This window comes from Streptomyces sp. ST2-7A (assembly GCF_021390475.1).
GTDB lineage: Bacteria > Actinomycetota > Actinomycetes > Streptomycetales > Streptomycetaceae > Streptomyces.
The window spans coordinates 345,836-368,714 of sequence record NZ_JAJUWS010000001.1; the positions used below are offsets into that span (position 1 = coordinate 345,836).

The window sequence follows — 22,879 nt, forward strand, 5'->3', positions numbered from 1 at the left end:
ACCTCCTTGTGGTCCCTGTGATTCCCGGGTGCCCCGTGTTCCGGGGGGTGTCGGGCATCCGGGTCGTCGGTCGCGCGAGGCGGTCGCGCGGATCATGCCTCCGCTCCGGGTCGGCCGGCCGGGGGTGCCGATCGGCCCCCCCACCGGTCCCGTTCGGGTCAGTCCCATTCGAGCCCTCCCCGACGCCAGTCGTAGGCGTAGGCGACACCGATCAGACCGACGAAGATCAACATCTGCACCAGACCGAACATCCCGAGCGCGTCGAAGTGCACGGCCCACGGATAGAGAAAGACGATCTCGATGTCGAAGACGATGAAGAGCATGGCCGTCAGGTAGTACTTGACGGGGAAGCGCCCGCCGCCGGCCGGCTGCGGGGTCGGTTCGATACCGCACTCGTAGGCGTCGAGCTTGGCCCGGTTGTAGCGCTTGGGGCCGATGACCGAGGCCATGATCACGGAGAAGACCGCGAAGCCGGCCCCGAGAGCGCCCAGCACGAGGATGGGAACGTACGCGTTCACCGCACCTCGCTCCTTCCAGTCGACGGCGACTGCCAGAAGATCACCGCTATGTGAGTCAGTTCACAAGCTTGGACCGCATCCTATGCCCCGGTTCCTGTGATCTGCGACACGGGGTCGCGCAGGAACTTTGTGATCTCCCCCACCTGACGAACGATCATGAAACGTGACGGAAATCGATCTTCGACGGTAAGCCTCCATGTCACCACGAAGTGTGACAAGTAAGGCTTTCGGGGCCACTGTCGGGCGGCGGATGGCGTCCCGGCCTCTATCAGCCGATGGCCGGCCGGGGCAAATTCGTGGTCGTCGCGGTGAGCGTGCTAGTGCGAATAACGGTGTAGATGACATTCGGTTGTTGGGACTAGAGTTCCGCCGTGCCCGAAATCACCGTGACCACCATCGTCGTGCTGTGCGTGGCCGCCGCCCTCGCCGGCTGGGTCGACGCCGTGGTCGGCGGCGGGGGGCTGCTGCAAATCCCCGCCCTGCTCATCGCCTTCCCCCAGCTCGCCCCGGCCACCGCCCTGGGCACCAACAAGGCGGTCGCGGTGGCCGGCACGAGCGTCGCCGCCGTCACCTACGCGCGGCGCCACCCGGTGGACGTCCGCCTGGCGCTGCGACTGGGCGGACTGGCACTGCTCGCCTCGGCCGGCGGCGCGCTGTTCGCGAGCGCGGTGAGCGCGGAGTTCCTGCGGCCGATGATCATGGTGCTGCTGCTGGCCGTCGCGGCCTTCGTCGTCCTGCGTCCGAACTTCGGCACGCAGTACGTCGCCGGGGACCCGATCCCCACCACCCGCCGCCGGATGGCGCTGGTCCTGCTGGTGGCCGGTGTCGGCATCGGCTTCTACGACGGCCTGCTCGGACCCGGAACCGGCACCTTCCTGATCATCGCCCTGGTCGGCCTGCTCCACCTCTCGATGCTCACCGCCTCCGCCACCGCGAAGGTCGTGAACGTGGGCACGAACCTCGGCGCCCTCGTCGTCTTCGGCAGCCAGGGCATGGTGCTGTGGAAGCTCGCCCTCGGAATGGCCGCCTTCAACATGCTCGGTGGCTGGATCGGCGCCCACATGGCCATCCGCCGGGGCTCCGGCTTCATCCGCGTCGTCCTGCTGGTCGTCGTCACCGTCCTCGTCGGACGCCTCGCGTGGGACCAGTGGCTCGCCTGACCGCTTCCTTTGCGGGAATTCCCTCCGAGAGGGAACATGTCTTTGGCGACATACCCCACCCCTCGTGTCACTGTAAGCGATCGAGATCGAACCCGAAGTGAGAGAGTGGCTTGAAGTACTCCCGGCCAAGCACTTCCCCAAGGTCGATGAATATGCGGGGCTGCTCGCCGCAGCGAGCCACGGAACCGGGCGAACCCCACTCCCGTCACCTTGGTGACGGCGTTCGGGAACTTCGTCTCGGCCTGGACGGAGTACCGATACGCGTCACGTACCGGCTGACGCCTCGACGCACCGCCGTTCTCCTCACCGTCTTTCCCAAAACCCGACGCCGGGAGAACGAGGAAGTCAACCGAGCCCGTCACGCGAAGAAGGTCTGTGAAGCCGGGCACGGACCGGCCCACCAGGAGTTCCTTCGCACGATCAAGAGGGAAGAGGTCTGACGTGAGCCACAGTCGGTGGAAACACTGCGCGAACGCAAACTCGCCGAAGCCGCCGCAGAGCCCGCCGAGGTGGCGGAGGTCCGTCGGGGGATCCGCCTCTCCATGGCCCTGGCAGAGGCGGTGTACACACGACGTGCCGACCCGGGCCTGACCCAGAGCGAGCCGGCCGGCCGAGCGGGATTGAATCAGGCGAAGGTCTCCCGGATCGAGAACTCCGACAGCGTTCCCACCCTTCCCCTGCTCTCCCGCCTCGCCGATGCCTTGGACGCCATACTGCACATCGACCTCGGTGGAGAGCGGGTGGCGTTCCACTTCACCCCAAGAGCCGCCGAGGAGCAGGCACGGGATGAGAAGGGCTCGGCGGAGGAGTGGCGCCAAGCCACGAGCCGAGGGCGGGCACCGGCGCGGTCCGGTGGGGCGGGGCGCCGGGCGGGGATGGTGCCATAGGCTGCGGACATGGGTTTCTGGGACGCACTGCTGGGACGGCGCAAGCCGGTCCAACCCGACCTCGACCGGTTGTTCGCCCTCCCCTCGGCCGCCATCACCCTGCAGGCCGGGGCGGGGTTCGCCCCCACCGGCACGGGGTCGGTCTGCTTCGCCGGGGCCGAGGGCGGCGCCTTCGCCCGCCTCGAGGAGGAGGCCGAGCTGCTGCTCGGCGAGGCCGGGGTGGAGAAGGACTCCCACGGCTACACCTGGCTGCGCGCCCGCCACTCCCCCGACGACCTGCCCGCCCTGGTCAACGACCTGCACGCGGTCAACACCCACCTGCAGGACGCCGGTTTCGGGCCGCAACTGCTCTGCTCGCTCGTCGCCTTCCGCGACGACGACGGCCGCTCGCTGGCCCTGGTCTACCTCTACAAGCGCGGCACCTTCTATCCCTTCGCCCCCGAGCCGGGCGGCGGGCAGCGGCGGAACAACACGCTGGAGTTGCAGACCCGGGCGCTACTGGCCGGGGAACTGCCCGTCGAGGAGGATCTCGGACGCTGGTTCCCCGTCTGGGGCGCCCCCGGCCTGGACGCCGACTGATGACCGACCGGGGGTTCACGGGGCCGGCCCGGACGACGGGGTGCGCCCCGGGCCGGGCGCGGCAACCGGGTGACCCCGCGCGGGGGCCGGCCGGCCCGATCGGCCCGGCCGGAGGCTCCGCGACCGGTGCGGCCCGGCCGGCCCTCACCCGCCCCGCCGGGGCAGTACAGTCCGAAGGAGGAGGTGGGAGACGATGGCACGCACCAGGTACGCGCCCGATCGCGGCCTGACCGGACGCATGGTCACCACCATGTTCCTCATCGGGCTGCTCTACGTGGTCTTCATCGGCGCGCTGCTGGCACTGTTCCGGGACGCCTGGCCGATGGTGCTGCTGCTGGCCGGCGGCCTGTTCGTCGTCCAGTTCTGGTTCAGTGACCGGATCGCCGCCTACAGCATGGGGGCCCGCGAGGTCTCCCCGCAGCAGGCGCCGGAGCTGCACGCCACCGTGGACCGGCTGTGCGCCCTGGCCGACATGCCCAAGCCGCGCGTGGCGATCGCCGACACCGACGTGCCCAACGCCTTCGCCACCGGCCGCAGCCAGGAGAAGGCGCTGGTCTGCGCGACGACCGGGCTACTGCGCCGGCTGGAGCCGGAGGAGCTGGAGGGCGTGCTCGCGCACGAACTGTCGCACGTCGCCCACCGCGACGTGGCGGTGATGACCTTCGCCTCGTTCCTGGGCGTGCTGGCCGGCACCATGACGCGCTTCGCCCTGTGGGGCGGGGTGGCCCGGGCCGGCGGCCGGAACAACAACACCGCGATCCTCTTCCTGCTGATCCCGCTGATCAGCGCGCTCGTCTACGTGCTGAGCTTCCTGCTGACCCGGCTGCTGTCGCGGTACCGGGAGCTGTCGGCGGACCGGGGCGCGGCCCTGCTGACCGGCAAGCCCTCGGCACTGGCCTCCGCCCTGACCAAGGTGACCGGGGAGATGGCCCGCATCCCGACCCGGGACCTGCGGCAGACCGAGGCGTTCAACGCCTTCTTCTTCGCCCCCGCCTTCTCCAAGCAGTCCCTGAGCAGCCTGCTGGCCTCGCACCCGCCCCTGGAGCGGCGGCTGGAGCAGTTGGCGCGGATCTCCCGGGAGCTGGGCCGGCCCTGAGCCCCCGGACCTCCCCACCGAACGGCCGTCCCCGGAAGGGGGCGGCCGTTCCGGTTCCCCGGTGGCCCGGGGCGGGGCGGTGGACGAACCACCGGGGAAGGCTCCGGGGCGGGACACTCCCGGGTGGGACATGTCGGGGTGCTCCCGCCGGCAACCGACCGGGAGCGAGGGATCCGGGGCCACCGGCCCCGGCGGGAGCGAGCCGGGCCGGAGCGGGGCCGGCACACGCCCGCCCTCTCCGGCTCGGCACGGTCGTGTCCGTGTCCGTGCACGGACACGGACACGGACACGGACACGGACACGGACACGGACACGACCGAATGGCAGACAAAGGGAAGAAAATCCCTGAATGGGGTGAAACGAATACCATTCATCAACCCATGTCACTCTCGCGCCTTTCGGTACCCCCGGGAGCTCCCCGACACCCCCACCTCCTTCACCCCGGGAAGCGGGAACACCTCGTCCGAATTGAGAGCATTCATCGCATTCGCCGCACCATGAACCCGCGCACGCGTCCCATTCCGGCATGATCCTCACACCGGCACTCCGGGGTGAGGTATCCCACCCGCCCGACGGTGCGTCGGGTGCGGACATTGCCGGACCCCGGGAGCCGTGCTAGGCCGATCCTTATTCGTTACATACCGGACAATGTCCTGCCCATCGCCATCCCGGACCTCCGATCGGAGTCGTCACCCGTACGCCGTACGACGGACATTTGGAACTTTTCCTCCCGGGCATTCGGGACCTGTGGCGCATTCCACGGATGTTGAGAGCCGTTACCGGTTCTTGATACGGCTTTCTGTCATGTCATCGATCCGTACCACCGGCCGCCATCGCAAGCCCCGTCGGTCCCGCACCGCGGGCCTCCTCCGCGGTGGCGTGCTGACCGGCGTGCTGGGCACCGTGGCGGTCACCTCGCCCGCCGCCTCCGCGACCGAGCGGCCCGCCGAGAACCCCGCCGAGACCACCGGGGAGTTCCCCGCCCTCGGCACCGTGATCACCTCCACCTCCGCCCGGGCGAGCGAGGCCACCGAGGACTACGTCGCCCGTACGCACCTGCGCGAGGCCCGCGAGCTGGCCACCGTCCGCGCCCAGCGGGCGGCCGAGCGGCAGCGCGCCGCCGACGAGGCCGCCGAGGCGGAGGCCGCCGAGGCCGAGGCCCGCCGCGCGGCCGAGGCCGAGGAGCGCCGGGCCGCCGAGGTGGAGGCCGCCGCGGCCTCCCGCGCCGCCGAGCGCACCGACCTCGGTACCGCCTCCGCGTCCGCCTCCTCCGAGGACGCCGCGCCCGCGCAGAGTGCCCCGGCCGCCGTCCCGGCCTCCACCGGCGGGAACACCGCCGTCGTCGCCTTCGCCCGCGCGCAGGTCGGCAAGGCGTACAGCATGGGTGCCACCGGTCCGGGCGCCTGGGACTGCTCGGGGCTCACCGGCGCCGCCTACGCCGCCGCCGGCATCTCCCTGCCGCGCACCTCGCAGGCACAGTCGGCCATGGGCACCCACATTCCGGTGTCGCAGGCCCGGCCCGGCGACCTGCTCTACTGGGGTGGCGCGGGCAGCGCGTACCACGTGGCGATCTACGTGGGCAACGGCCGTTTCGTCGGCGCGCAGAACCCCTCCACCGGTGTCGTGGAGCAGGACATGAGCTGGTCGCAGCCCTCGGGCGCCATCCGCATCGGCTGACCGCCGCGTCCGAGCCGCGCGGGACCCCACCGAACTCGGAACGCCGAACGGCCGGGACGGGGACACGTGGGATCACGTGTCCCCGTCCCGGCCGTCACGGGTTCCCGGCCCGCCGCCGGAGCCGGTCGGCCGGGCCGCCGGGTCGGGCGGCGGGGCGGACGTCAGGCCCGGGGGGCGACCTTCGCCAGGCCGTTGATCACCCGGTCCATGGCGTCGCCGCCGGTGGGTTCGGTGAGGTTGGCCAGCAGTTTGAGGGTGAACCGCATCAGCACCGGGTGGGGCAGGCCGCGTTCGGTGGCCAGCCGCATCACCTTCGGGTTCCCGATCAGCTTCACGAACGCCCGACCCAGCGTGTAGTAGCCGCCGTAGGTGTCCCGGAGGACCGTCGCGTAGCGGCGCAGCGCCACCTCCCGCTGCGCGGGGGTGCGGCGGGCCATGGCCTGGACGATCACCTCGGCGGCGATCTGCCCCGACTCCATGGCGTAGGCGATGCCCTCGCCGTTGAAGGGGTTGACGAGACCACCGGAGTCGCCGACCAGCAGCAGCCCACGGGTGTAGTGCGGCTTGCGGTTGAACGCCATGGGCAGCGCCGCGCCCCGGATGGGGCCGGTCATGTTGTCGGGGGTGTACCCCCACTCCTCCGGCATCGAGGCGCACCAGGCCTTGAGGACCTGGCGCCAGTCCAGCTCGCCGAAGGACTTGGAGCTGTTGAGGATGCCCAGGCCGACGTTGGAGGTGCCGTCGCCCATGCCGAAGATCCAGCCGTAGCCGGGCAGCAGCCGGGGCTCGTCACCGCGCCGGTCCCACAACTCCAGCCAGGACTCCAGGTAGTCGTCCTCGTGCCGGGGAGACTCGAAGTAGGTGCGCACGGCCACGCCCATGGGCCGCCGGTCGTCCCGGTGCAGGCCCATCGCCAGGGAGAGGCGCGAGGAGTTGCCATCGGCGGCGATCACCACCGGCGCCCGGTACTCCACCTCCCGCTTCTCCTCGCCGAGCCGGGCGGTGACGCCGACGACGCGGGTGCCGGTGCGCGCCTCCATCACCGGTCCGGTGACGTTGCAGCGCTCGTACAGACGTGCGCCGGCCTTCACCGCCTGCCGGGCCAGCCGCTCGTCGAAGTCGTCGCGCCGGCGCACCAGGCCGTAGTCGGGGTAGCCGGCCAGTTCGGGCCAGTCCAACTGGAGTCGGTGGCCGCCGCCGATGATGCGCAGCCCCTTGTTGCGCAGCCAGCCGGCCTCCTCGGAGATGTCGATCCCCATGGCGACCAGCTGCTTGGTGGCCCGCGGGGTGAGGCCGTCGCCGCAGACCTTCTCGCGGGGGAAGGCGGTCTTCTCCAGCAGCAGCACGTCCAGGCCGGACCGGGCCAGGTGGTACGCGGCCGCCGAGCCACCCGGCCCGGCCCCGACCACGATCACATCGGCGGTCTCGGTGGTGGTCACTGGGCTCTCCCCTCGTTGCGGGCCCTGCCGACCCCGGCGCCGGCCCGATGATCGTGGACTCCACGGGGTGGCCCCGAGTCTATGGCCCGACCCCGACGGGGTTCGGGGCGGCACCGGTCGCCGATCACCCGGCCGTCGTCCGGTGCCGGGACCGGTGCCGGGGCTCCGGTCGCCGGGCGGTCCCGGCAGCTCGACCCGTCAGGGACGCCGGCCCCGGTGCAGGGCGACGACGCCGCCGGTGAGGTCGCGCCAGGCGACCCGCCGCCAGCCCGCCTCCTGCAACCGGCCGGCGAGTGCCGGTTGGTCCGGCCAGGCCCGGATCGATTCGGCCAGATACACGTAGGCGTCCGGCGCGCTGGAGACCCGGCGTGCCACCGACGGCAGCGCCTTCATCAGGTACTCCGAGTAGGCCGTGCGGAACGGCGCCCACACCGGGTGGCTGAACTCGCAGACCACCAGCCGTCCGCCGGGGCGGGTCACCCGCAACATCTCGCGCAGCGCGGCGTCGGTGTCCCGCACGTTGCGCAGCCCGAAGGAGATGGTCACCGCGTCGAAGGAGGCATCCCGGAAGGGCAGCCGGCAGGCGTCCCCGGCGACGAACGGCAGCCACGGGATCCGGCGTCGACCCTCGCGCAGCATTCCCTGGCTGAAATCGCACGGCACGGTGTAGGCACCGTTCTCGACGAAGGGCAGCGAGGAGGTGCCGGTGCCGGCCGCCAGGTCCAGGACCCGTTCGCCCGGTCGGGCCGCCACCGCGCGGGCCACCTCGGTGCGCCACCGGCGGTTCATTCCCAGCGCCAACACGTCGTTGGTCAGGTCGTACTTGGCCGCCACGGCGTCGAACATGGCGGCGACATCGGCGGGCTGCTTGTCCAGGGAGGCACGGGTCACCCCGCCATTCTCCCGCCGCCGGCCCCGATCCGGGCGGCGGGGTGGCGCTCGGTGCCTCGTTCGGGGGCTCGCGGGGCCGTGCGGGCCGGCTTCGGCCGGAGGGGACGCCGGAAAGGTTGCCATAACATCTGATCACGTGAGGACTCCCACCGACGGCGCCGGTCGCCGTCGCCCGCTCGGCCGTGTGATCGGCGCGGTCGTCGCGACCACCGTTCTGGCGCTGGCCGTCGCCCATCAGCAGTCCTCCGGACCCGACCCCGTCGAGGCCGCCGATGACGGCAGGCCCGGCGCCGGGGACCCCGACCACCCCGACGCCCCGGCCGACGGGGAGGACGGGAGGGACGAGGGCTTCCCCGACGAGGAGTTGTCGGCCACCTCCCGCCCCGCCCCGGAGACACCCGACACACCCGTGCCCGAGTCGGGTCCCGGCTCCTTCCGTGCGGGCCTGCCGGAGGAGGACGCCGAGGCCATCGGCGAGGGCACCCCGCTGCGTTACCGGGTGCAGGTGGAGGACGGGATCGACCTGGACCCGGACGAGGCCGCCGCCGAGGTGCACGCGATCCTCGGTCATCCGAGGGGCTGGACCAACGACGGCACCAGCGCCTTCCTGCCGGTCACGGACCCGCCGTTCGACTTCTCGGTGAAGATCGCCACGCCCGCGACCGTGGACGACATCTGCGGGCAGTACGGCCTGGACACCGGGGGTGAGGTGAACTGCCGGGTGGGGGACGAGGTGATGGTCAACCTGCGCCGCTGGGTGGAGGGTTCGCCCAACTTCCCCGGCGCCATCGGGCAGTACCGGGCGCTGATCGTCAATCACGAGGTGGGGCACCGCCTCGGCCACGGCCACCTGGGCTGCCGCGGTCCCGGCGAGCCGGCGCCCGCGATGATGCAGCAGATCAAGGGGCTGGAGGGTTGCGAGGCCAACCCCTGGCCGTACGACATGGACGGGGAGTACATCGACGGTCCCTGGAGGCCCTGACCGGGCCCCGGGCGTCCGCCGGCCGGGGGCCGGGGCCGGGGCCGGCCGGGCGGGGGCCGGCCGGCGGACGGATGCCGGGGACGCCCCGGTGAGCACCCCGTGCGGCCGGGCCCCGGTATCCGCCCCCTCGGGTCCCCGGGCGACCGGAGCGGTGGGGCATCACACCCGACCGACCCCAACCGACCCCGCCGGCAGTCCCGGCCGCTTCCCCCGGTGGGCGTTCGCACCGGCGGCGCGCGTCGTCCCGTCCCCTCCTCGACACGGGACACCCGTGCCGGACGCCCGACCGCACGGGGCGGTGTCCGGCCTCCGGGGCACGCGTTCCCCGGAGGCCGGACAGGGGGAAGAGGCCCCGGGTACGAGGCACGGGAAAGGGACCCCGCCACCGCACCGGCCACGGGCGCGCCACCGGGCCCGGCACGGAGCCCGGTGGGTTCAGCGGCCGGGGGCGGCCCCGGCCGGTTCGGCGCCCTCGGCGCCGTCGGAGGTGCCGGCGGCCGGCTCGGCGGGCGTGCCGGTGGGATCGGCGGCGACCTCCGGGGCGGCGGGCCCGCCGACGGCGGTTCCATCCGCCGGTTCGATCCGCTCGGAGACCTTCCGCGCCGGGGTCCCGTCACGTCGGCGCAGGATCACCCCGACCACCGCGTCGATCACCAGGAAGGCCACCAGCGGGATCCCGATCAGCGGCACGTACCACCCCAGCGCCGCCAGGACGAGCGCCACGGAGACCACCTGCCACGGCCGGGCCCGGCGCCACGCGCCGCGCGGCATCGCACGCCCGAAGGAGGAGCCCCGGCCGCGCAGCCACCACATGCGGTAACCCCACAGGATCATCATTCCCAGGGCGATGGTCAGCGCCACCAGGGCGATCTGGTTGACGATCCCGAACAGGAAGCCGCTGTGCAGGTCGATGCCCCAGCGGGTGAGCTTGGCGAGGAGCGGGTAATCGGCGAAGTCCAGTCGATCCGTCAACTCGCCGGTGTGCGGGTGGACCGCCACGGCGTCCAGGTTGGTCGGCCACTGGCGGTCGATCTCCTTGACCACCCAGGTGGACTCGGGATCGGCGGGCGGCAGGATCTCCAGCGGGCCGCCGAGCCCGGCGGCGTCGGCGGCGTCGAACGCCCCGTCGGGGCCGATGCCGGGCGGGGCCGGCCAGCCGGAACCCCCGGTGCCGACGGCCGACGCGCCATGGTCCCCGTGGTCGCCATGATCCCCGTGATCCCCGTGGTCCTCCTCGGCCGCGGCGTTGGGCAGGCCGGCGGAGACGGTCGGGGTGGTCTGGTTCCACGCCGTCCGCAGGTCGGCGATGCTCGACCCCGCGTGGGTGGACCAGGTCAGGCCGGTCACGGCCAGGATCAACAACCCCAGCGAGGCCCACACGCCCACCGAGGCGTGCAGGGAGAGCGTGCGGCGTCGACCGCGCGCCCCGCGTTCGGGCATCAGGACCCCGCGCGCGCCGGGCCGGCGTCCGCCCTTGCGGACGATCCACATGATCAGTCCGCCGACGGTCAGGACGGCCAGCCAACTCGCGGCCAGTTCCGAGTAGAGCCGACCCGTGTCCCCGAGGTGGAGGTCGGCGTGGAAGCCGGATATCCAGGCCCGCAGCGGCAGGGCGCCGCTGCTGCCGTACTGCTCCAGCGCCCCGCGCACCTCGCCGGTGTGGGGGTCGACGAAGACCGCCAGGGTGCGGCCCTCCTCGACACCGGGCGTGCCGGTGAGCATCACCCGGGTGGTGTCGCCCGGGTTCTCACCGGGCCGGACGGCGGTGACGGTTCCCTCCGGGTGGGCGGCGAGCGCGGCGTCCACCTGCTCCTCGAGCGGCACCCGGGTGTCACCGGGTGTCGTCCGGAGTTCCTCGGCGTAGACCAGGCGCTCGGCCTGGATGGAGCCGGCGTAGAGCAGGCCGGTCGTCGCCGCGACGAGCAGGAAGGGCGCCACCAGCAGGCCGGCGTAGAAGTGCATCCGCAGCAGCAGGGGACGGAGATCCGATCGGCCGGCCCGGCCGGCCCGGCCGGTGGGTCCGGCGGGCGTCGGTGGGGGGTCCTCGGCGGACCGGGCGGCGGGGGCGTGGGTGGTCATGGATGACTCCTGTGGGGGGAGTACGGATCGGGAACATCGGGACCGGGGCGCCCCGCCGGCCCGGCGGCACCCGTCCAGCAGTCGTCCGGGCGCGCCGGAAGGTTCCCGCGAGTTCCACCTTCGGATGTGATCTGGCTCATACCCGATGACCCGGGCCGACTTCCCGGCCGATTTCTTGTCACCACCCGCGCAAATCCGTACCCCACCGTTTCACCCGCTCCGGCCCGCTGCCACCATGAGCGCCATGTCCCCCGGTCCGGCCCTCCGCCTCGCGCGCGCCGCGTTCTTCGCGGCCGTGTGCACGGTGACGACCGCCGGTGGACACGTCCTGATGTCCGGACACGGCGTCGCGGCCGGTCCGCTGCTCGCCGTCCTGGTCGGCCTGACGCTGTGCGCGCTGCCGGCGACCGGGCGGGAGCTCGGCGGCCGGGTGATCGCGGCCGCCACGGTGACCGCGCAGATCGCGCTGCACACGCTGTTCACACTGCTGCCGGCCGGTCCGCACCGGCCCGGGGTCGTTCCGGGGGGCGCGGCCGGGACCGCCGCGCACTCCCCCGGCCACCTCGGGCACCACGGTCACATCGACCGTGTGGACCGGGCCGGGGTCGGGGCCGGCGGGGTTCCGCCGGACACCGGCGACGGGTACGCGCACGCCGCCGCGGAGGCCGGGGCCACGGCCCTCGGCCACGGCTGGACCCCCGGCATGGTCACCGCGCACGCCGTCGCGGCCCTGCTCTGCGCCCTGTGGCTGTGGCGCGGCGAGACCGCCCTGTTCGGCGCGCTGCGCGCCGGGGCGGCGCTGCTGGCCGAACCCCTGCGTCTGGTCGCGCGGGCCCGCGTCCACGGGAACGCCCCGGCACGGCGTCCCGGCACGGGCACCCCGACCGGTACCGGGTTCGTGCCCGCCCCCGCCGTCCTGCTGCGCCACGCCCTCTCCCGGCGGGGACCCCCTTCGCTCCCGGTGTGCTGAGACACCGCCCGTGCGCGCCGCGCGCCGGGCGAGGACCCGGTCGACCGCGCCGACCGGGGAACACCGACCATCGACCCCCGCGTCCGCGCCGGCGAACGGCGGCCGCCCACCGCCCCAACGGGATCGGTGCGGCCACCTCGGATCCGGGCACCGGCCCGCCCGGACGGGCGCCGCGCACCGGGGTCGACGACCGCGAAGGATCATCCACGATGTCCACGACCACCCCCGCCCCGACGGCGCGCCGGCCGGTCGGCTCCCCCGCCCCCTCCACCCGGTTCCCCCGGCCGGCCACGACCGGCGGCCGGAAGGGCGTTCCCCTTCCGCTCCCGCCGGGTCCCCGGCCTCGTCCGACCGACGGGGCCGGCCCCGTCGGCACCACCCTCCAGACCCCGAGCGCCGTCCCGGCCACCGTGGCCGATGGACCGCCCGCCGGCGACACCGGGGCGCGCCGAGGCACGCACGGCGAGCGGGACGCCGCCGTCACCGCCCTCGCCCTCGCCGCCGGTCGGGGTGACCGGGAGGCCCTGGACGCCTTCGTCCGCGCCACCCGGAAGGACGTCTGGCGTTTCACCGCCCACCTGGCCGGCGACACCGGGGCCGCCGACGACCTCACCCAGGAGACCTACCTGCGGGCGCTGCGCGGTCTGCCCTCCTACGCGGGGCGTTCCTGCGCCCGTTCCTGGCTGCTGTCCATCGCCCGCCGCACGGTGGTGGACCGTTACCGCTCCGCCGCCCGCCGGCCCGTGGTCGCGGCGACCGAGGACTGGCGGATGGTCGCCGAACGGGCCCGGCCGCGCGGGGTACCGGGCTTCGACGAGGGCGTGGCGCTGCGGGAGTTGGTGGACCGGCTGCCCGTCGAACGGCAGGAGGCGTTCGTGCTCACCCGCGTGCTCGGCCTGCCCTACGCGGAGGCGGCACGGGTGCTCGGCTGCCCGATCGGCACCGTCCGCTCCCGGGTGGCCCGGGCCCGGGCCGACCTGATGCAGACCCTGGCCCACTCCCCGGTCGCGACCCCGGCCGCTTGGACGGGCGGCGCCCCGCCCGGCGCGGGGTGAGCGGCGCGGTACGGGTCGAATCCGGCGGCGCCGGGGACGACGACGCCCCCAATTCTCCCGGATCCCGAGGCCCATCGCACCCCTTGAGCCGGGGTGTCGCAACGACCACCGGAACTCAAGGGGAGCCCGGGGGCGGTCGGTGCGGGCGCGGTGGCGGGCCGGCTCAGGAGGCGTCGAGCAGCTTCAGCTCCGGGTGGGCGCTGCCGCCCTCGATCGCGGTCGAGGAGAGGTGCGAGACCACCTTGTCGTCCGTCGGGTCCTGCGCCGGGTCCTCGTGCACCACCAGGTGCTCGTAGGTGGTCGAGCGCTGCGCGGGCACCCGCCCGGCGGCGCGGATCAGGTGCAGCAGTTCCAGCCGGTTGGAGCGGTGCTTCGCCCCGGCCGAGGAGACCACGTTCTCCTCCAGCATCACCGAGCCCAGGTCGTCGGCGCCGTAGTGCAGCGACAGCTGGCCGACCTCCTTGCCGGTGGTCAGCCACGAGCCCTGGATGTGCGCGACGTTGTCCAGGAAGAGCCGCGCCACGGCGATGATCCGCAGGTACTCGAAGATCGTCGCCTGTGTGCGACCGCGCAGCTTGTTGTTCTGCGGCTGGTAGGTGTACGGGATGAACGCGCGGAAACCGCCGGTGCGGTCCTGCACGTCGCGGATCATCCGCAGGTGCTCGATCCGCTCGGCGTTGGTCTCACCGGTGCCCATCAGCATGGTCGTGGTGGACTCCACACCCAGTCGGTGGGCGCTCTCCATGATCTCCAGCCAGCGCTCGCCGGACTCCTTCAGCGGCGCGATGGCGGTGCGGGGACGCTCGGGCAGCAGCTCGGCACCGGCGCCCGCGAAGGAGTCCAGACCCGCCTCCTTCAACCGGCGGATCGCCTCCTCGGGACCGACTCCGGAGATACGCGCCATGTGGTCGACCTCGGAGGCCCCCAGCGAGTGGATCACCAGCTGCGGGAACGCCTCCTTGATCGCGGAGAAGTGCCGCTCGTAGTACTCCACGCCGAAGTCGGGGTGGTGGCCGCCCTGGAACATGATCTGGGTGCCGCCGAGCAGGACGGTCTCCTCACAGCGCCGCAGGATGTCCGACAGGTCCCGCACCCACACGTCCTCGCTCTTGGGCGGGGCGTAGAAGGCACAGAATTTGCAGGCCGTCACACAGGCGTTGGTGTAGTTGATGTTCCGCTCGATGATGTACGTCGCGATGTGCTCGCTGCCCGCGTAGCGGCGGCGGCGCACGGCGTCGGCGGCGGAGCCCAGCGCGTGCAGCGGCGCGTGCCGGTACAGCTCCAGCGCCTCCCCGGGGGTGATCCGGCCGCCCTCGGCGGCACGGTCGAGGACCGGCTGGAGCTCGGGGCTGCGGGCCATGGAAGGCGTCCCTTCGGCGAGGTGGGGCACCGGCCGCCCCGGGGCCCGGCCCCGGTCCGCGACACCCGGTGCCGGGGTCGGCTCCAGCGTACGCGGTGGTCAGCGGAGCCGGACGACGCCCTCGTGGGAGGCGTCGAGGTGCACGGTTCGGAACTCGGCGACCCCGCCGCCCAGCGCGTCGAGCACGGTCTCGAAGACGCCGGTGGCGCAGACGCCGGGGGAGCCGGAGTTCTCCTCGTCGAGTTCGGCGTCGAACCGCAGCTCGCCGGCCTCCTCGTCGACGGAGGCGAGGGTCAGCACGTCGGTGCAGATGCTCGAGCCGATCAGCGGGGTGTGCGTCATGGTGCCCACCCGGTCGCCGACGCCGCCGGCCTCCAGCACGATCTCCACACTGCCGGACGGGATCCCGCCGAGCACGGTGACCTCGCCCTCCCAGGTGCCGAGCCAGTCGGCGGGCAGGGGGTCCCCCTCCCCGGGACCGGGGTCCGTGCCGGGGCCGGGGTCCGGATCCGCGCCGGGGGAGGCGCCGGTTCCACCGGTGTCACCCGCCGGGTCGGGCCCGGGCCCCGCCGGATCGGTCGGGGTGCCGGAGACGGCGGGTGCGGTGGGCCCGCCCGACCCGCCGGCCTCCTCGGAGCCGTCCGACCCGAGGAACAGCGCGCCGATGATGCCCGGGGCGACCACCGCCGCCGCCACCACCGCGAGGACGATCGGCAGCCGGCGGCGCGGCGGGGTGTCGCCGGGGGTTCCGGTTCCCCCGGAGGGGGACGGCCCCGGTGTGGGGTGCGGGAACGGGCCCGGCCCGGGGTGATGCCCCGTCGTGCCGCCCGGGCCGCCGGGGTGGGGGCCGGTCGGGGGCGGGCCGAAGAAGCCGGTGGGTCGCGGGGCGACGACCGGCGGGCCGAAACCGGGGGGCGGGGGCATCGGGTACGGCGGGGTCGGCGCCGGTTCGGCGGACGACGGCGACGGCGACGACGGGGAGGGCGTCGGGTACGGCGGGGTCGGCGCCGGTTCGGCGGACGACGGCGACGGTGATGGGGAGGGCGGCGACGGCGACGACGGGGAGGGCGTCGGGTACGGCGGGGTGGCCGAGGGTTCCGGGAGCGCGTCGGCGCCCGGCTCGGTGTCCGTGGTGTCCGGGTCGCCGGCCCCCGGGGACAGCTCCGGCGCGTCCCCGGACGGCGCCGACCGGGCCGGGGTGGCATCGGCGGCGTCGGTCGTCCCGGAGACCTCCGTCGTACCGGCCGTATCCGCCGTATCGACCCCCGCGACCCCCGCGGTCGTACCGCCGTCCCCGGCGTCGAGGCGCAGACCGGCGCCGTCGGTGCCCGCCTCCAGGTTCAGCAGCAGCACCGCCCGGCGGCTGACCCCCTCGACGACGGCGTGCGGCAGCCAGCCCTCGCGCACCAACACCGCCGCGCCCCGGCCGTCGGACAGCTCCCGGGCCAGGTCGGTGGGGTCCGGCCGGTCCGCCGGGTCCTTGGAGAGGCAGCGTTCCACCGGCTCGCGCAGCTCCCCGGGGACGGCGTCCAGGTCCGGTTCACCGTGCACCATCCGGTAGAGCAGTTGGGCCGCCCCGTCCGCGAGGAACGGCGGCCGACCCCCGGAGGCCAGCGCGAGGACGGCGCCCAGCGCGAAGACGTCGGTGGCGGGGCCCACCTCCTCACCGAGGATCTGCTCGGGGGACATGTAGCCCGGTGATCCGATGGACATGCCGGTGTCGGTGATCGCCCCGCCCTCGACGTCGGTGCCGACGTCGAGGGCCCGGGCGATGCCGAAGTCGATCAGCCGGGGACCGTCCAGGGTCAGCAGTACGTTGGAGGGCTTGATGTCGCGGTGCACCAGTCCCAGGTCGTGGACGGCGGCCAGCGCCTCGGCGGTGCCGGCGCCCAGGGCGCGCACGGAGTGCGGCGGGAGCGGGCCCGCCGCGTCCACGGTGCGCTGGAGATCGGGCCCGGCGACGTAGCCGGTGGCGACCCAGGGCACCTCGGCGCCGGGGTCGGCGTCCAGGACGGGCGCGGTCCAGGTCCCGCCGACCCGGCGGGCGGCGGCCACCTCGCGGGCGAAGCGGGCCCGGAAGGAGGGGTCACGGGCGAAGCGGGCGTGCACGGCCTTGACCGCCACCGTCCGACCACCGGGATTGCGTCCCAGGTAGACGACGCCCATGCCCCCACTGCCCAGCCGGCGCAGCAGGCGGTACCCACCCAACCATCGGGGATCCCCCGCCGCCAGCGGCTCCATGCCGCGTCCCCCTCTCCCGCTCCGCCGGGGCTCTCCCCGGCGCCGTCCCGACGCGCCCCAGTATCAGGGGTCCCCGGGTTCCCGAACGGAACCGGTCCGGGGCACGGGCCGGCCTACGCCCCGGTGCCCTCGACGGTCGGGGGCGCGTCGGGGCCGTCGGCGTCCAGGAGCGCGATCCGTTCCCCGGCCGGTTGCCCGGTGCGGCGCGCGAACTCGGCGATGCCCTCGAGTTGGCGTTCGCCGAGGCGGAAGTCGAGGGTGGTGAAGTACCGCTCCAGGGCCTCTGCGTCGAAGGCCTCCCAGCGGGCGGCCTGCTCGGCCACCTTGCCCACCTCGGTGAGGGAGAGGTCGCGGGAGGCGATGAAGGCCCGGTGGACGGCCCGGGTGGTTTCGGGCTCCCGGGCCAGGTAGTCGCGGCGCACCGCCCACAGCGCGAAGACGAACGGCAGCCCGGTCCACTCCTGCCACATCCGGCCCAGGTCGTGGACCTCCAGCCCGAGGCGTGGGGCGTCGTGCAGGGAGGCCCGCAGGGCTGCGTCGCCGATCAGGACGGCGGCCTCGGCCTCCTGCATCATCGTGCCCAGGTCGGGCGGGCAGGTGTAGTAGTCCGGTGTCACCCCGAAGCGCTCGGTGAGCAACAAACGGGCGAGGCTCACGGAGGTGCGCGAGGTGGAGCCGAGCGCCACACGCGCCCCGTCGAGCCGGTCGAGCGGACGCTGGGAGACGATCACACAGGACATCACCGGGCCGTCGCAGCCGACCGCTATGTCGGGCAGCGCGACCAACTCCTCGGCATGACGCAGGTATTCCACGAGAGTCACCGGACCGATGTCCAGATCACCGCGCACCAGCCGCTCGCTGAGCTTTTCCGGCGTGTCCTTGGTCAACTCCAGATCGAGGAGATAACCGGTGCGGGCCAGTCCCCAGTACAACGGCAGGCAGTTGAGGAACTGGATGTGTCCCACGCGGGGACGAGAAGGGAGGTGTGAGGACACGCTTGCGAGGGTACGCCTGCATCCGTGGGTACCGGAGTGGTGGGTGTGGGGCGTCTCGTCCGGAGGCGATCTCACCTCTTCCCCGGGTACACACAGCGTGCTAGGCTCATCTCAAGTTGCAGTTTGGTTTCCCTTGCAGCACGAGCCTGCGGAGCATGTGACCGCGGGCTTTCGTCATTTTCAGGCTTCATAGAAGGTTCTGGAGCAGGGCGACCCCGGAGGGCCCAAGGAGGGCTTGCATGGCTACCGGAACCGTCAAGTGGTTCAACGCCGAAAAGGGCTTCGGCTTCATCGCCCAGGACGGCGGCGGTCCCGACGTCTTCGTTCACTACTCCGCGATCAACGCGAGCGGCTTCCGCTCGCTCGAGGAGAACCAGCAGGTGACCTTCGACGTCACGCAGGGCCCGAAGGGTCCGCAGGCGGAGAACGTCAGCCCCAGCTGACTCCATGCGGGTTGATCGCCCGCTTCGGTACCCCGGGAACCCCCGCCATCGGCGGGGGTTCCCTCCTTTTCACCCCGGGGTTTCCCCACGGGTTTCGCCGGCCCGGAGGACGGAGACCGTTCCCCGGATGTTCCCGGCGGGTTCCGCCTCCGTTCCGCCGGTTTCGCGGAAGGGACGCGGAACGGCTTCCGGGGATCCATCGGAACGGATGGGAGAAACCGGCCCGAAAAGCCCGAACGTGTTCGGGCCCGGAGCTCGTTTCCACGAATCCCCGGGCCCCTCGACACGGCGGGGGCGGCATTCGGGCGGGGTGAACATTCGGGAATTCCATCCGCTTTTCGGATGGCCCTCTTCCCGTCGTCCCCCGAGACGCCGGGACCGCTCAGTGACAGTCCCAGTGCTCACCGTGCGCGGCGTGGCGGTGGCCGTGGTGCAGGTAGTCCAGGTGATCACCATGGCGCACGGCCTCGTGGCCGCACCCCTCACCGTGCCGGTGATCGTCGTGATGGACGTGCTCGGCGTGGCCGGCGGGCTCGCACTCGTCCCAGTGGCCGTCGTGCTCACGGTGCAGGTGGCCGTCGTGGGCGAAGTCGAGGTGGTCGCCGTGCGGCACCGGTTGGTGTCCGCAGCCGGGCCCGTGCTCGTGGGCGTGATCGGTGTGCTCGCGGTGGGGTGTCGCGGTGGTCATGGATGGCCTCCCGGAAAGGTGGATCCCCGGTCCGGCCCGGGACGGGGACGGACGGTCGGTGACGGCCACCGACACCCGCCGGCATCCCGGGCGATGACATGCGTCACTTCCGATGGTAGGCACACACCTGTCCGGTATGCCCCGCCCGACGGGACATCCGGCGCGGGCGCCCACGCCGGGGCGCCCACGCCGGCGGGGCGGGATCAGCGGGCGGGTTCCGGGGCCACCCGCTCACCCTCCGGGGCCCCGGTGCCGGCCGGCGCCGGCTCCGCCGGTCCCGTCGATTCCATCGATTCCGAGGGATCGAAGGAGGTGGCCGTGTCGTACGCCTCCCGGTCCAGGATCCCCTCCCGGGAGGAGACGATGACCGGCACCGCCGCCTGGCCGGCGACGTTCGCCGCCGTGCGGATCATGTCCAGGATCGGGTCGATCGCCAGCAGCAGACCGACGCCCTCCAACGGCAGCCCCAGGGTGGAGAGGGTCAGGGTGGTCATCACCGTCGCGCCGGTCAGGCCGGCCGTGGCGGCGGAGCCGATCACCGAGACGAAGACGATCAGCAGGTACTCCTGCGGACCGAGGTCGATGCCGAAGATCTCCGCGACGAAGATCGCCGCCAGCGCCGGGTAGATCGCGGCGCAGCCGTCCATCTTGGTCGTGGCGCCGAAGGGCACCGCGAAGCTCGCGTACTCGCGGGGCACGCCCAGCCGCTCGGTGACCCGCTGGGTCACCGGCATGGTGCCGACCGAGGAACGGGAGACGAAGGCGAGTTGGAGGGCGGGCCAGGCGCCCCGGAAGAAGCGCGTGGGGCTCACCCCGGCGAAGACCCGCAGCAGCAACGGGTAGACGCCGAACATCACCAGCAGGGAGCCGACGTAGACGTCCACGGTGAAGACGGCGTACTGCCCGAGCAGGTCCCAGCCGTACTCGTTGATGGCCCGGCCGATCAGGCCGAGGGTGCCCAGCGGGGCGAGCCGGATGATCCACCACAGGGCCTTCTGCACCACGGCCAGCAGCGCCTCGCCGAACCGGACGGCCGGAGCGGCCCGCTCACCGAGGGAGAGCGCGGCGATGCCGAGGACCACGCCGAGGAAGACGATCTGCAACACCCTCAGTTCGGTGAAGGGCGTGATCACGTCGGTGGGGATGACGCCGGTGAGGAAGTCCAGCCAGGAGCCGGAGTTCTCCGGTGCGGCGCCGTCGGCCGGGGTCAGACCGGTCCCGGCCCCGGGATTGGTCAGCAGGCCGATGGTCAGACCGATGGCGACCGCGATCAGCGAGGTGATCAGGAACCACAGCAGGGTCCGGCCGGCCAGCCGGGCGGCGTTGGAGACGTGGCGGAGGTTGGTGATCGAGACCGCGATGGCCAGCAGCACCAACGGGCCGACCGCCAGGCGCAGCAGTTGGACGAAGATCCGGCCGATCTCGGACAGCGTGGTGCCCAGCCACTCCACCTGCCAGGTGCGGGCGATCCAGCCGAGGAACACACCGGCGACGAGGCCGATGAGGATCTGTGCCCAGAACGGCGGCAGGCCGACCGGGCGCCGGCGCGCGGCGCCGGCCGGCGCCGCGGGGGCGGGGGCGGGGGACTTCCCGGTGGTCGGGGCATCGGGGGGTTCCGGGGTCGCGGACACGCGTGGACTCCGATCGGGAGAGACGAGCGGTGGGTGTTCGGTGCCCGGTGTCCACCTCCCTCCGGGGGAGGGAGGTGGACACCGGGCGCGGAAGGATCCCGGCACGGACACCGACGGTGGGCGGCGGACGGCCGGGAGGGCGGTACCGACCCGTTGTGGGTCGGGACACGCGGACTCGGGGGCGGGCGTGCGAGGGCACCCGTTCGGGAGAGGCGGTGGGCACGGAGGAGCACGACGGAACACCGTGGCGGCCGGGGTTCCGGGCGCGATGGGGCCCGGATGGATCCGGAAAGAGGCGCCTCAGCCCCGGGAACACGCCGTCGAGCGACGGCGGCAGTAGTCGATGTGTCGACGGGACACCAGGAGCAGGGGGGCCGGCACCGGTGCGAGGGGGGCGACGGGAAGGCGGGCGCCCCACCGGGGCGTGCCGATCACGACGCTCACGCGGTTCCTCCCTCTTCCTCCACGGTCCTGCTCGTTCCCGTTCGGCGTTCCCGCACGGCGCCTCGTGGCACTCCCGAGGCCCCGCGGTCCGACGGTCGGCTCACCACCGGGACCGGGCCGCGGACGGCCGGGCCGGGCCGGGCCGACGGAAACCGTGTCGGGGTCCGGTGGGGCCGGTGTCCGTCGCGGACACCGGTGCACAACCGGGTTGACGGGTACACGATTCCCGAGCCCGGGGTGATTCACGCCACAACCGGCCCGTGCGCGACGGTCGCCCGTACAGCCGGGTACGGCGACACGGACCACGCCGCCCCGCCGCCCCCGACGGGACCGTCGGGGGCGGCGGGGCGGCGGGGCGGCGGGAACGTCCGAGGGGGGCCGGTGGTCGGTTCAGCCCCGGGTGGCGGGAACGTCACGGGGCCGGTCCTCCGGGCCGTCCTCCATCGTCTGGTTGGCCCGCAGGCGCTGTTTCGCCCGGCCGACGCCGTCGATGACCTGCTCCGACATCGCCTCCCGGTGGCGGCGCAGCACGACGTAGCTGATCGGGGCGGAGATCAGGATGGCGAGGGCCACCAGCCAGAACGGCTGGGACTCGCCGATCCCGGCGGGGATCAGACCCACCCATGAGAGCCCGGCGACCACGACCAGACAGGCGGCGAAGATACCGAGGCGCAGTGCGGTGTAACGGAGCATCGCGTGCTGGGGGCGGGTCACGGCTGGGTCACTGCCTTTCCGGGTCGTCCGGAGGGGATGTCCTCTCTCCGGTCCCCTCCAGTGAAGCATTCGGCCCGAGCGGTTCGACACCGACCCCCGCGTATGCACCGCTTCGCCCGTTTCGCGGGCGCCCCACCGACTGCGGTCATCCGCTCCGCCGTGGGTCACCGCAGCGGCAACCAGAGCGTGGTCTCGTCCCGGTACTCGCCCTCCGCCACCCGGATGGCCGCCGGCGCCCGGCCGATCTCCTTGTAGCCGCACGCCTCGTAGAACGCTTCCAGTCCCTGGCCGTTGCGGCAGGTCAGGCGGATGCCGTGCAGACCGAGTTCCCCCGCCCGGTCGGCGACGGCCGCCATCAGTCGACGACCCTCGCCCCGACCCCACAGGTCGGGGTGGAGCATCACGCGGTAGGCCCACGCCCAGTGCCGCATGAGCGCATGGGTGTTGAAGCGCAGGAAGGCCACCGCGATCGGGCGCCCCGTGTCCTCCCCGTCCACCGGCGCGGCACGGCCCAGCACCAGCTCCGCCGCACCGTCGGCGAGCTGCCGCTCGTGCTCCTCGAGGAGCGGGGTGACATCCGCCGGCGTCACGGGAGGCACCAGCCCGACGGCACCACCCGCGTTGGTGACCTCCGCCCACAGCCGCCGCAGCCCCTCGGCGTCCTCCGGGGGGAGAACGGTGGTCGTTTCATACTGCACATTCATGGCGCGACCCTAGCCCCGGCCCCGCGCGGGGCCGGGGGGATTCCGCCCACCGGACGCCGGGGGCCGGATGCCGGGACCCGGACGCCGGGGTCCGGGCGTCCCGGCGATCGGGCCTCACGGGGCCCGCCCGTCAGGGCGTCACGCCAACCGGGTCTCCCGGCGCCCCTGCCCCGGCGGGACGGATCCCGGGCGCGGGCGCCATCCTTCCGGGGCGGACCCGGGGCTCCGGTAGCCCGCCGTCACCGGAGGTCGGCGGCACCCCGGCACCACGACAACCCGGCACCACCGGGGAGCGACCACCCACGCCCGTGACACCCGGGCGTGGG

General features: G+C 73.4%; 22 protein-coding genes. 10 read left to right on the top strand and 12 right to left on the bottom strand.

Features of this window, described 5'->3' with window-relative positions:
• Positions 1-158: 158 nt before the first annotated feature.
• Entirely contained in the window at positions 159-518 is a 360-nt protein-coding gene (locus tag LZF96_RS01600; RefSeq protein ID WP_233864871.1) for an NADH-quinone oxidoreductase subunit A, read from the bottom strand.
• 371 nt (positions 519-889) lie between these two features.
• Here LZF96_RS01600 and LZF96_RS01605 point away from each other — a divergent pair, with 371 nt between their 5' ends.
• From LZF96_RS01605 to LZF96_RS01630, 6 genes are all read left to right on the top strand, one after another.
• On the top strand, positions 890-1,678 hold the full coding sequence (locus tag LZF96_RS01605; RefSeq protein ID WP_233864882.1) for a TSUP family transporter: 789 nt from the start codon (positions 890-892) through the stop codon (positions 1,676-1,678).
• A 152-nt stretch (positions 1,679-1,830) separates the two neighbouring features.
• Positions 1,831-2,118 (top strand): type II toxin-antitoxin system RelE/ParE family toxin, encoded by a 288-nt coding sequence (locus tag LZF96_RS01610; RefSeq protein ID WP_308294125.1) that lies wholly within the window; start codon positions 1,831-1,833, stop codon positions 2,116-2,118.
• A 15-nt stretch (positions 2,119-2,133) separates the two neighbouring features.
• Positions 2,134-2,565: a helix-turn-helix domain-containing protein gene (locus LZF96_RS01615; RefSeq protein WP_233864884.1), complete on the top strand. Its 432-nt coding sequence runs from the start codon at positions 2,134-2,136 to the stop codon at positions 2,563-2,565.
• A 9-nt stretch (positions 2,566-2,574) separates the two neighbouring features.
• Complete coding sequence (locus LZF96_RS01620; protein WP_233864886.1) at positions 2,575-3,144, top strand: hypothetical protein; 570 nt, start codon at positions 2,575-2,577, stop codon at positions 3,142-3,144.
• Positions 3,145-3,337: 193 nt separating this feature from the next.
• Positions 3,338-4,240 (top strand): zinc metalloprotease HtpX, encoded by a 903-nt coding sequence (gene htpX, locus LZF96_RS01625; protein WP_233864888.1) that lies wholly within the window; start codon positions 3,338-3,340, stop codon positions 4,238-4,240.
• A gap of 804 nt (positions 4,241-5,044) precedes the next feature.
• The gene (locus LZF96_RS01630; RefSeq protein WP_233864890.1) at positions 5,045-5,917 is read left to right on the top strand and encodes a C40 family peptidase; all 873 of its coding nucleotides are present in this window, start codon (positions 5,045-5,047) and stop codon (positions 5,915-5,917) included.
• A gap of 161 nt (positions 5,918-6,078) precedes the next feature.
• Here LZF96_RS01630 and LZF96_RS01635 read toward each other — a convergent pair whose 3' ends face one another.
• A complete protein-coding gene (locus LZF96_RS01635; protein ID WP_233864892.1) occupies positions 6,079-7,356 on the bottom strand; it encodes a geranylgeranyl reductase family protein in 1,278 nt (425 codons plus the stop codon).
• A 198-nt stretch (positions 7,357-7,554) separates the two neighbouring features.
• Positions 7,555-8,247 (bottom strand): demethylmenaquinone methyltransferase, encoded by a 693-nt coding sequence (locus LZF96_RS01640; protein ID WP_233864894.1) that lies wholly within the window; start codon positions 8,245-8,247, stop codon positions 7,555-7,557.
• Between the two features lie 136 nt (positions 8,248-8,383).
• Between LZF96_RS01640 and LZF96_RS01645 the strand changes: the two genes are divergently transcribed.
• On the top strand, positions 8,384-9,229 hold the full coding sequence (locus LZF96_RS01645) for a DUF3152 domain-containing protein (protein WP_233864896.1): 846 nt from the start codon (positions 8,384-8,386) through the stop codon (positions 9,227-9,229).
• 435 nt (positions 9,230-9,664) lie between these two features.
• Here the strand turns inward: LZF96_RS01645 and LZF96_RS01650 are convergent, their stop codons facing one another.
• Positions 9,665-11,308 carry a PepSY domain-containing protein gene (locus tag LZF96_RS01650; protein ID WP_233864898.1) on the bottom strand — a complete coding sequence of 548 codons (1,644 nt, stop codon included), beginning with the start codon at positions 11,306-11,308 and terminating at the stop codon, positions 9,665-9,667.
• Positions 11,309-11,543: 235 nt separating this feature from the next.
• Between LZF96_RS01650 and LZF96_RS01655 the strand changes: the two genes are divergently transcribed.
• Both LZF96_RS01655 and LZF96_RS01660 read left to right on the top strand, forming a co-directional pair.
• Positions 11,544-12,278, top strand: a complete 735-nt coding sequence (locus LZF96_RS01655; protein WP_233864900.1) for a hypothetical protein — start codon at positions 11,544-11,546, stop codon at positions 12,276-12,278.
• 209 nt (positions 12,279-12,487) lie between these two features.
• Positions 12,488-13,333: a sigma-70 family RNA polymerase sigma factor gene (locus LZF96_RS01660; RefSeq protein ID WP_374203053.1), complete on the top strand. Its 846-nt coding sequence runs from the start codon at positions 12,488-12,490 to the stop codon at positions 13,331-13,333.
• A gap of 163 nt (positions 13,334-13,496) precedes the next feature.
• On the opposite strand, the gene mqnC is transcribed toward LZF96_RS01660, so the two are convergent.
• The 3 genes from mqnC to LZF96_RS01675 all read right to left on the bottom strand — a co-directional run bounded on the left by mqnC (position 13,497) and on the right by LZF96_RS01675 (position 17,929).
• The gene (mqnC, locus tag LZF96_RS01665) at positions 13,497-14,693 is read right to left on the bottom strand and encodes a cyclic dehypoxanthinyl futalosine synthase (protein WP_233864903.1); all 1,197 of its coding nucleotides are present in this window, start codon (positions 14,691-14,693) and stop codon (positions 13,497-13,499) included.
• A gap of 99 nt (positions 14,694-14,792) precedes the next feature.
• The gene (locus LZF96_RS26350) at positions 14,793-16,934 is read right to left on the bottom strand and encodes a serine/threonine-protein kinase (protein ID WP_267940270.1); all 2,142 of its coding nucleotides are present in this window, start codon (positions 16,932-16,934) and stop codon (positions 14,793-14,795) included.
• Between the two features lie 113 nt (positions 16,935-17,047).
• The gene (locus tag LZF96_RS01675; RefSeq protein WP_233864905.1) at positions 17,048-17,929 is read right to left on the bottom strand and encodes a menaquinone biosynthetic enzyme MqnA/MqnD family protein; all 882 of its coding nucleotides are present in this window, start codon (positions 17,927-17,929) and stop codon (positions 17,048-17,050) included.
• A 239-nt stretch (positions 17,930-18,168) separates the two neighbouring features.
• On the opposite strand from LZF96_RS01675, the gene LZF96_RS01680 reads away from it, so the two are divergent.
• Complete coding sequence (locus tag LZF96_RS01680; protein WP_143622759.1) at positions 18,169-18,372, top strand: cold-shock protein; 204 nt, start codon at positions 18,169-18,171, stop codon at positions 18,370-18,372.
• A gap of 382 nt (positions 18,373-18,754) precedes the next feature.
• Here LZF96_RS01680 and LZF96_RS01685 read toward each other — a convergent pair whose 3' ends face one another.
• The 5 genes from LZF96_RS01685 to LZF96_RS01705 form a co-directional block, all read right to left on the bottom strand.
• Positions 18,755-19,060 carry a hypothetical protein gene (locus LZF96_RS01685; RefSeq protein ID WP_233864907.1) on the bottom strand — a complete coding sequence of 102 codons (306 nt, stop codon included), beginning with the start codon at positions 19,058-19,060 and terminating at the stop codon, positions 18,755-18,757.
• Positions 19,061-19,263: 203 nt separating this feature from the next.
• Positions 19,264-20,589: a dicarboxylate/amino acid:cation symporter gene (locus tag LZF96_RS01690; RefSeq protein WP_233864972.1), complete on the bottom strand. Its 1,326-nt coding sequence runs from the start codon at positions 20,587-20,589 to the stop codon at positions 19,264-19,266.
• A gap of 402 nt (positions 20,590-20,991) precedes the next feature.
• Positions 20,992-21,135 (bottom strand): hypothetical protein, encoded by a 144-nt coding sequence (locus LZF96_RS01695; protein WP_233864909.1) that lies wholly within the window; start codon positions 21,133-21,135, stop codon positions 20,992-20,994.
• Between the two features lie 390 nt (positions 21,136-21,525).
• Positions 21,526-21,849 carry a DUF4229 domain-containing protein gene (locus LZF96_RS01700; protein WP_308294122.1) on the bottom strand — a complete coding sequence of 108 codons (324 nt, stop codon included), beginning with the start codon at positions 21,847-21,849 and terminating at the stop codon, positions 21,526-21,528.
• 164 nt (positions 21,850-22,013) lie between these two features.
• Complete coding sequence (locus LZF96_RS01705; protein ID WP_233864910.1) at positions 22,014-22,553, bottom strand: GNAT family N-acetyltransferase; 540 nt, start codon at positions 22,551-22,553, stop codon at positions 22,014-22,016.
• Positions 22,554-22,879: the final 326 nt, after the last annotated feature.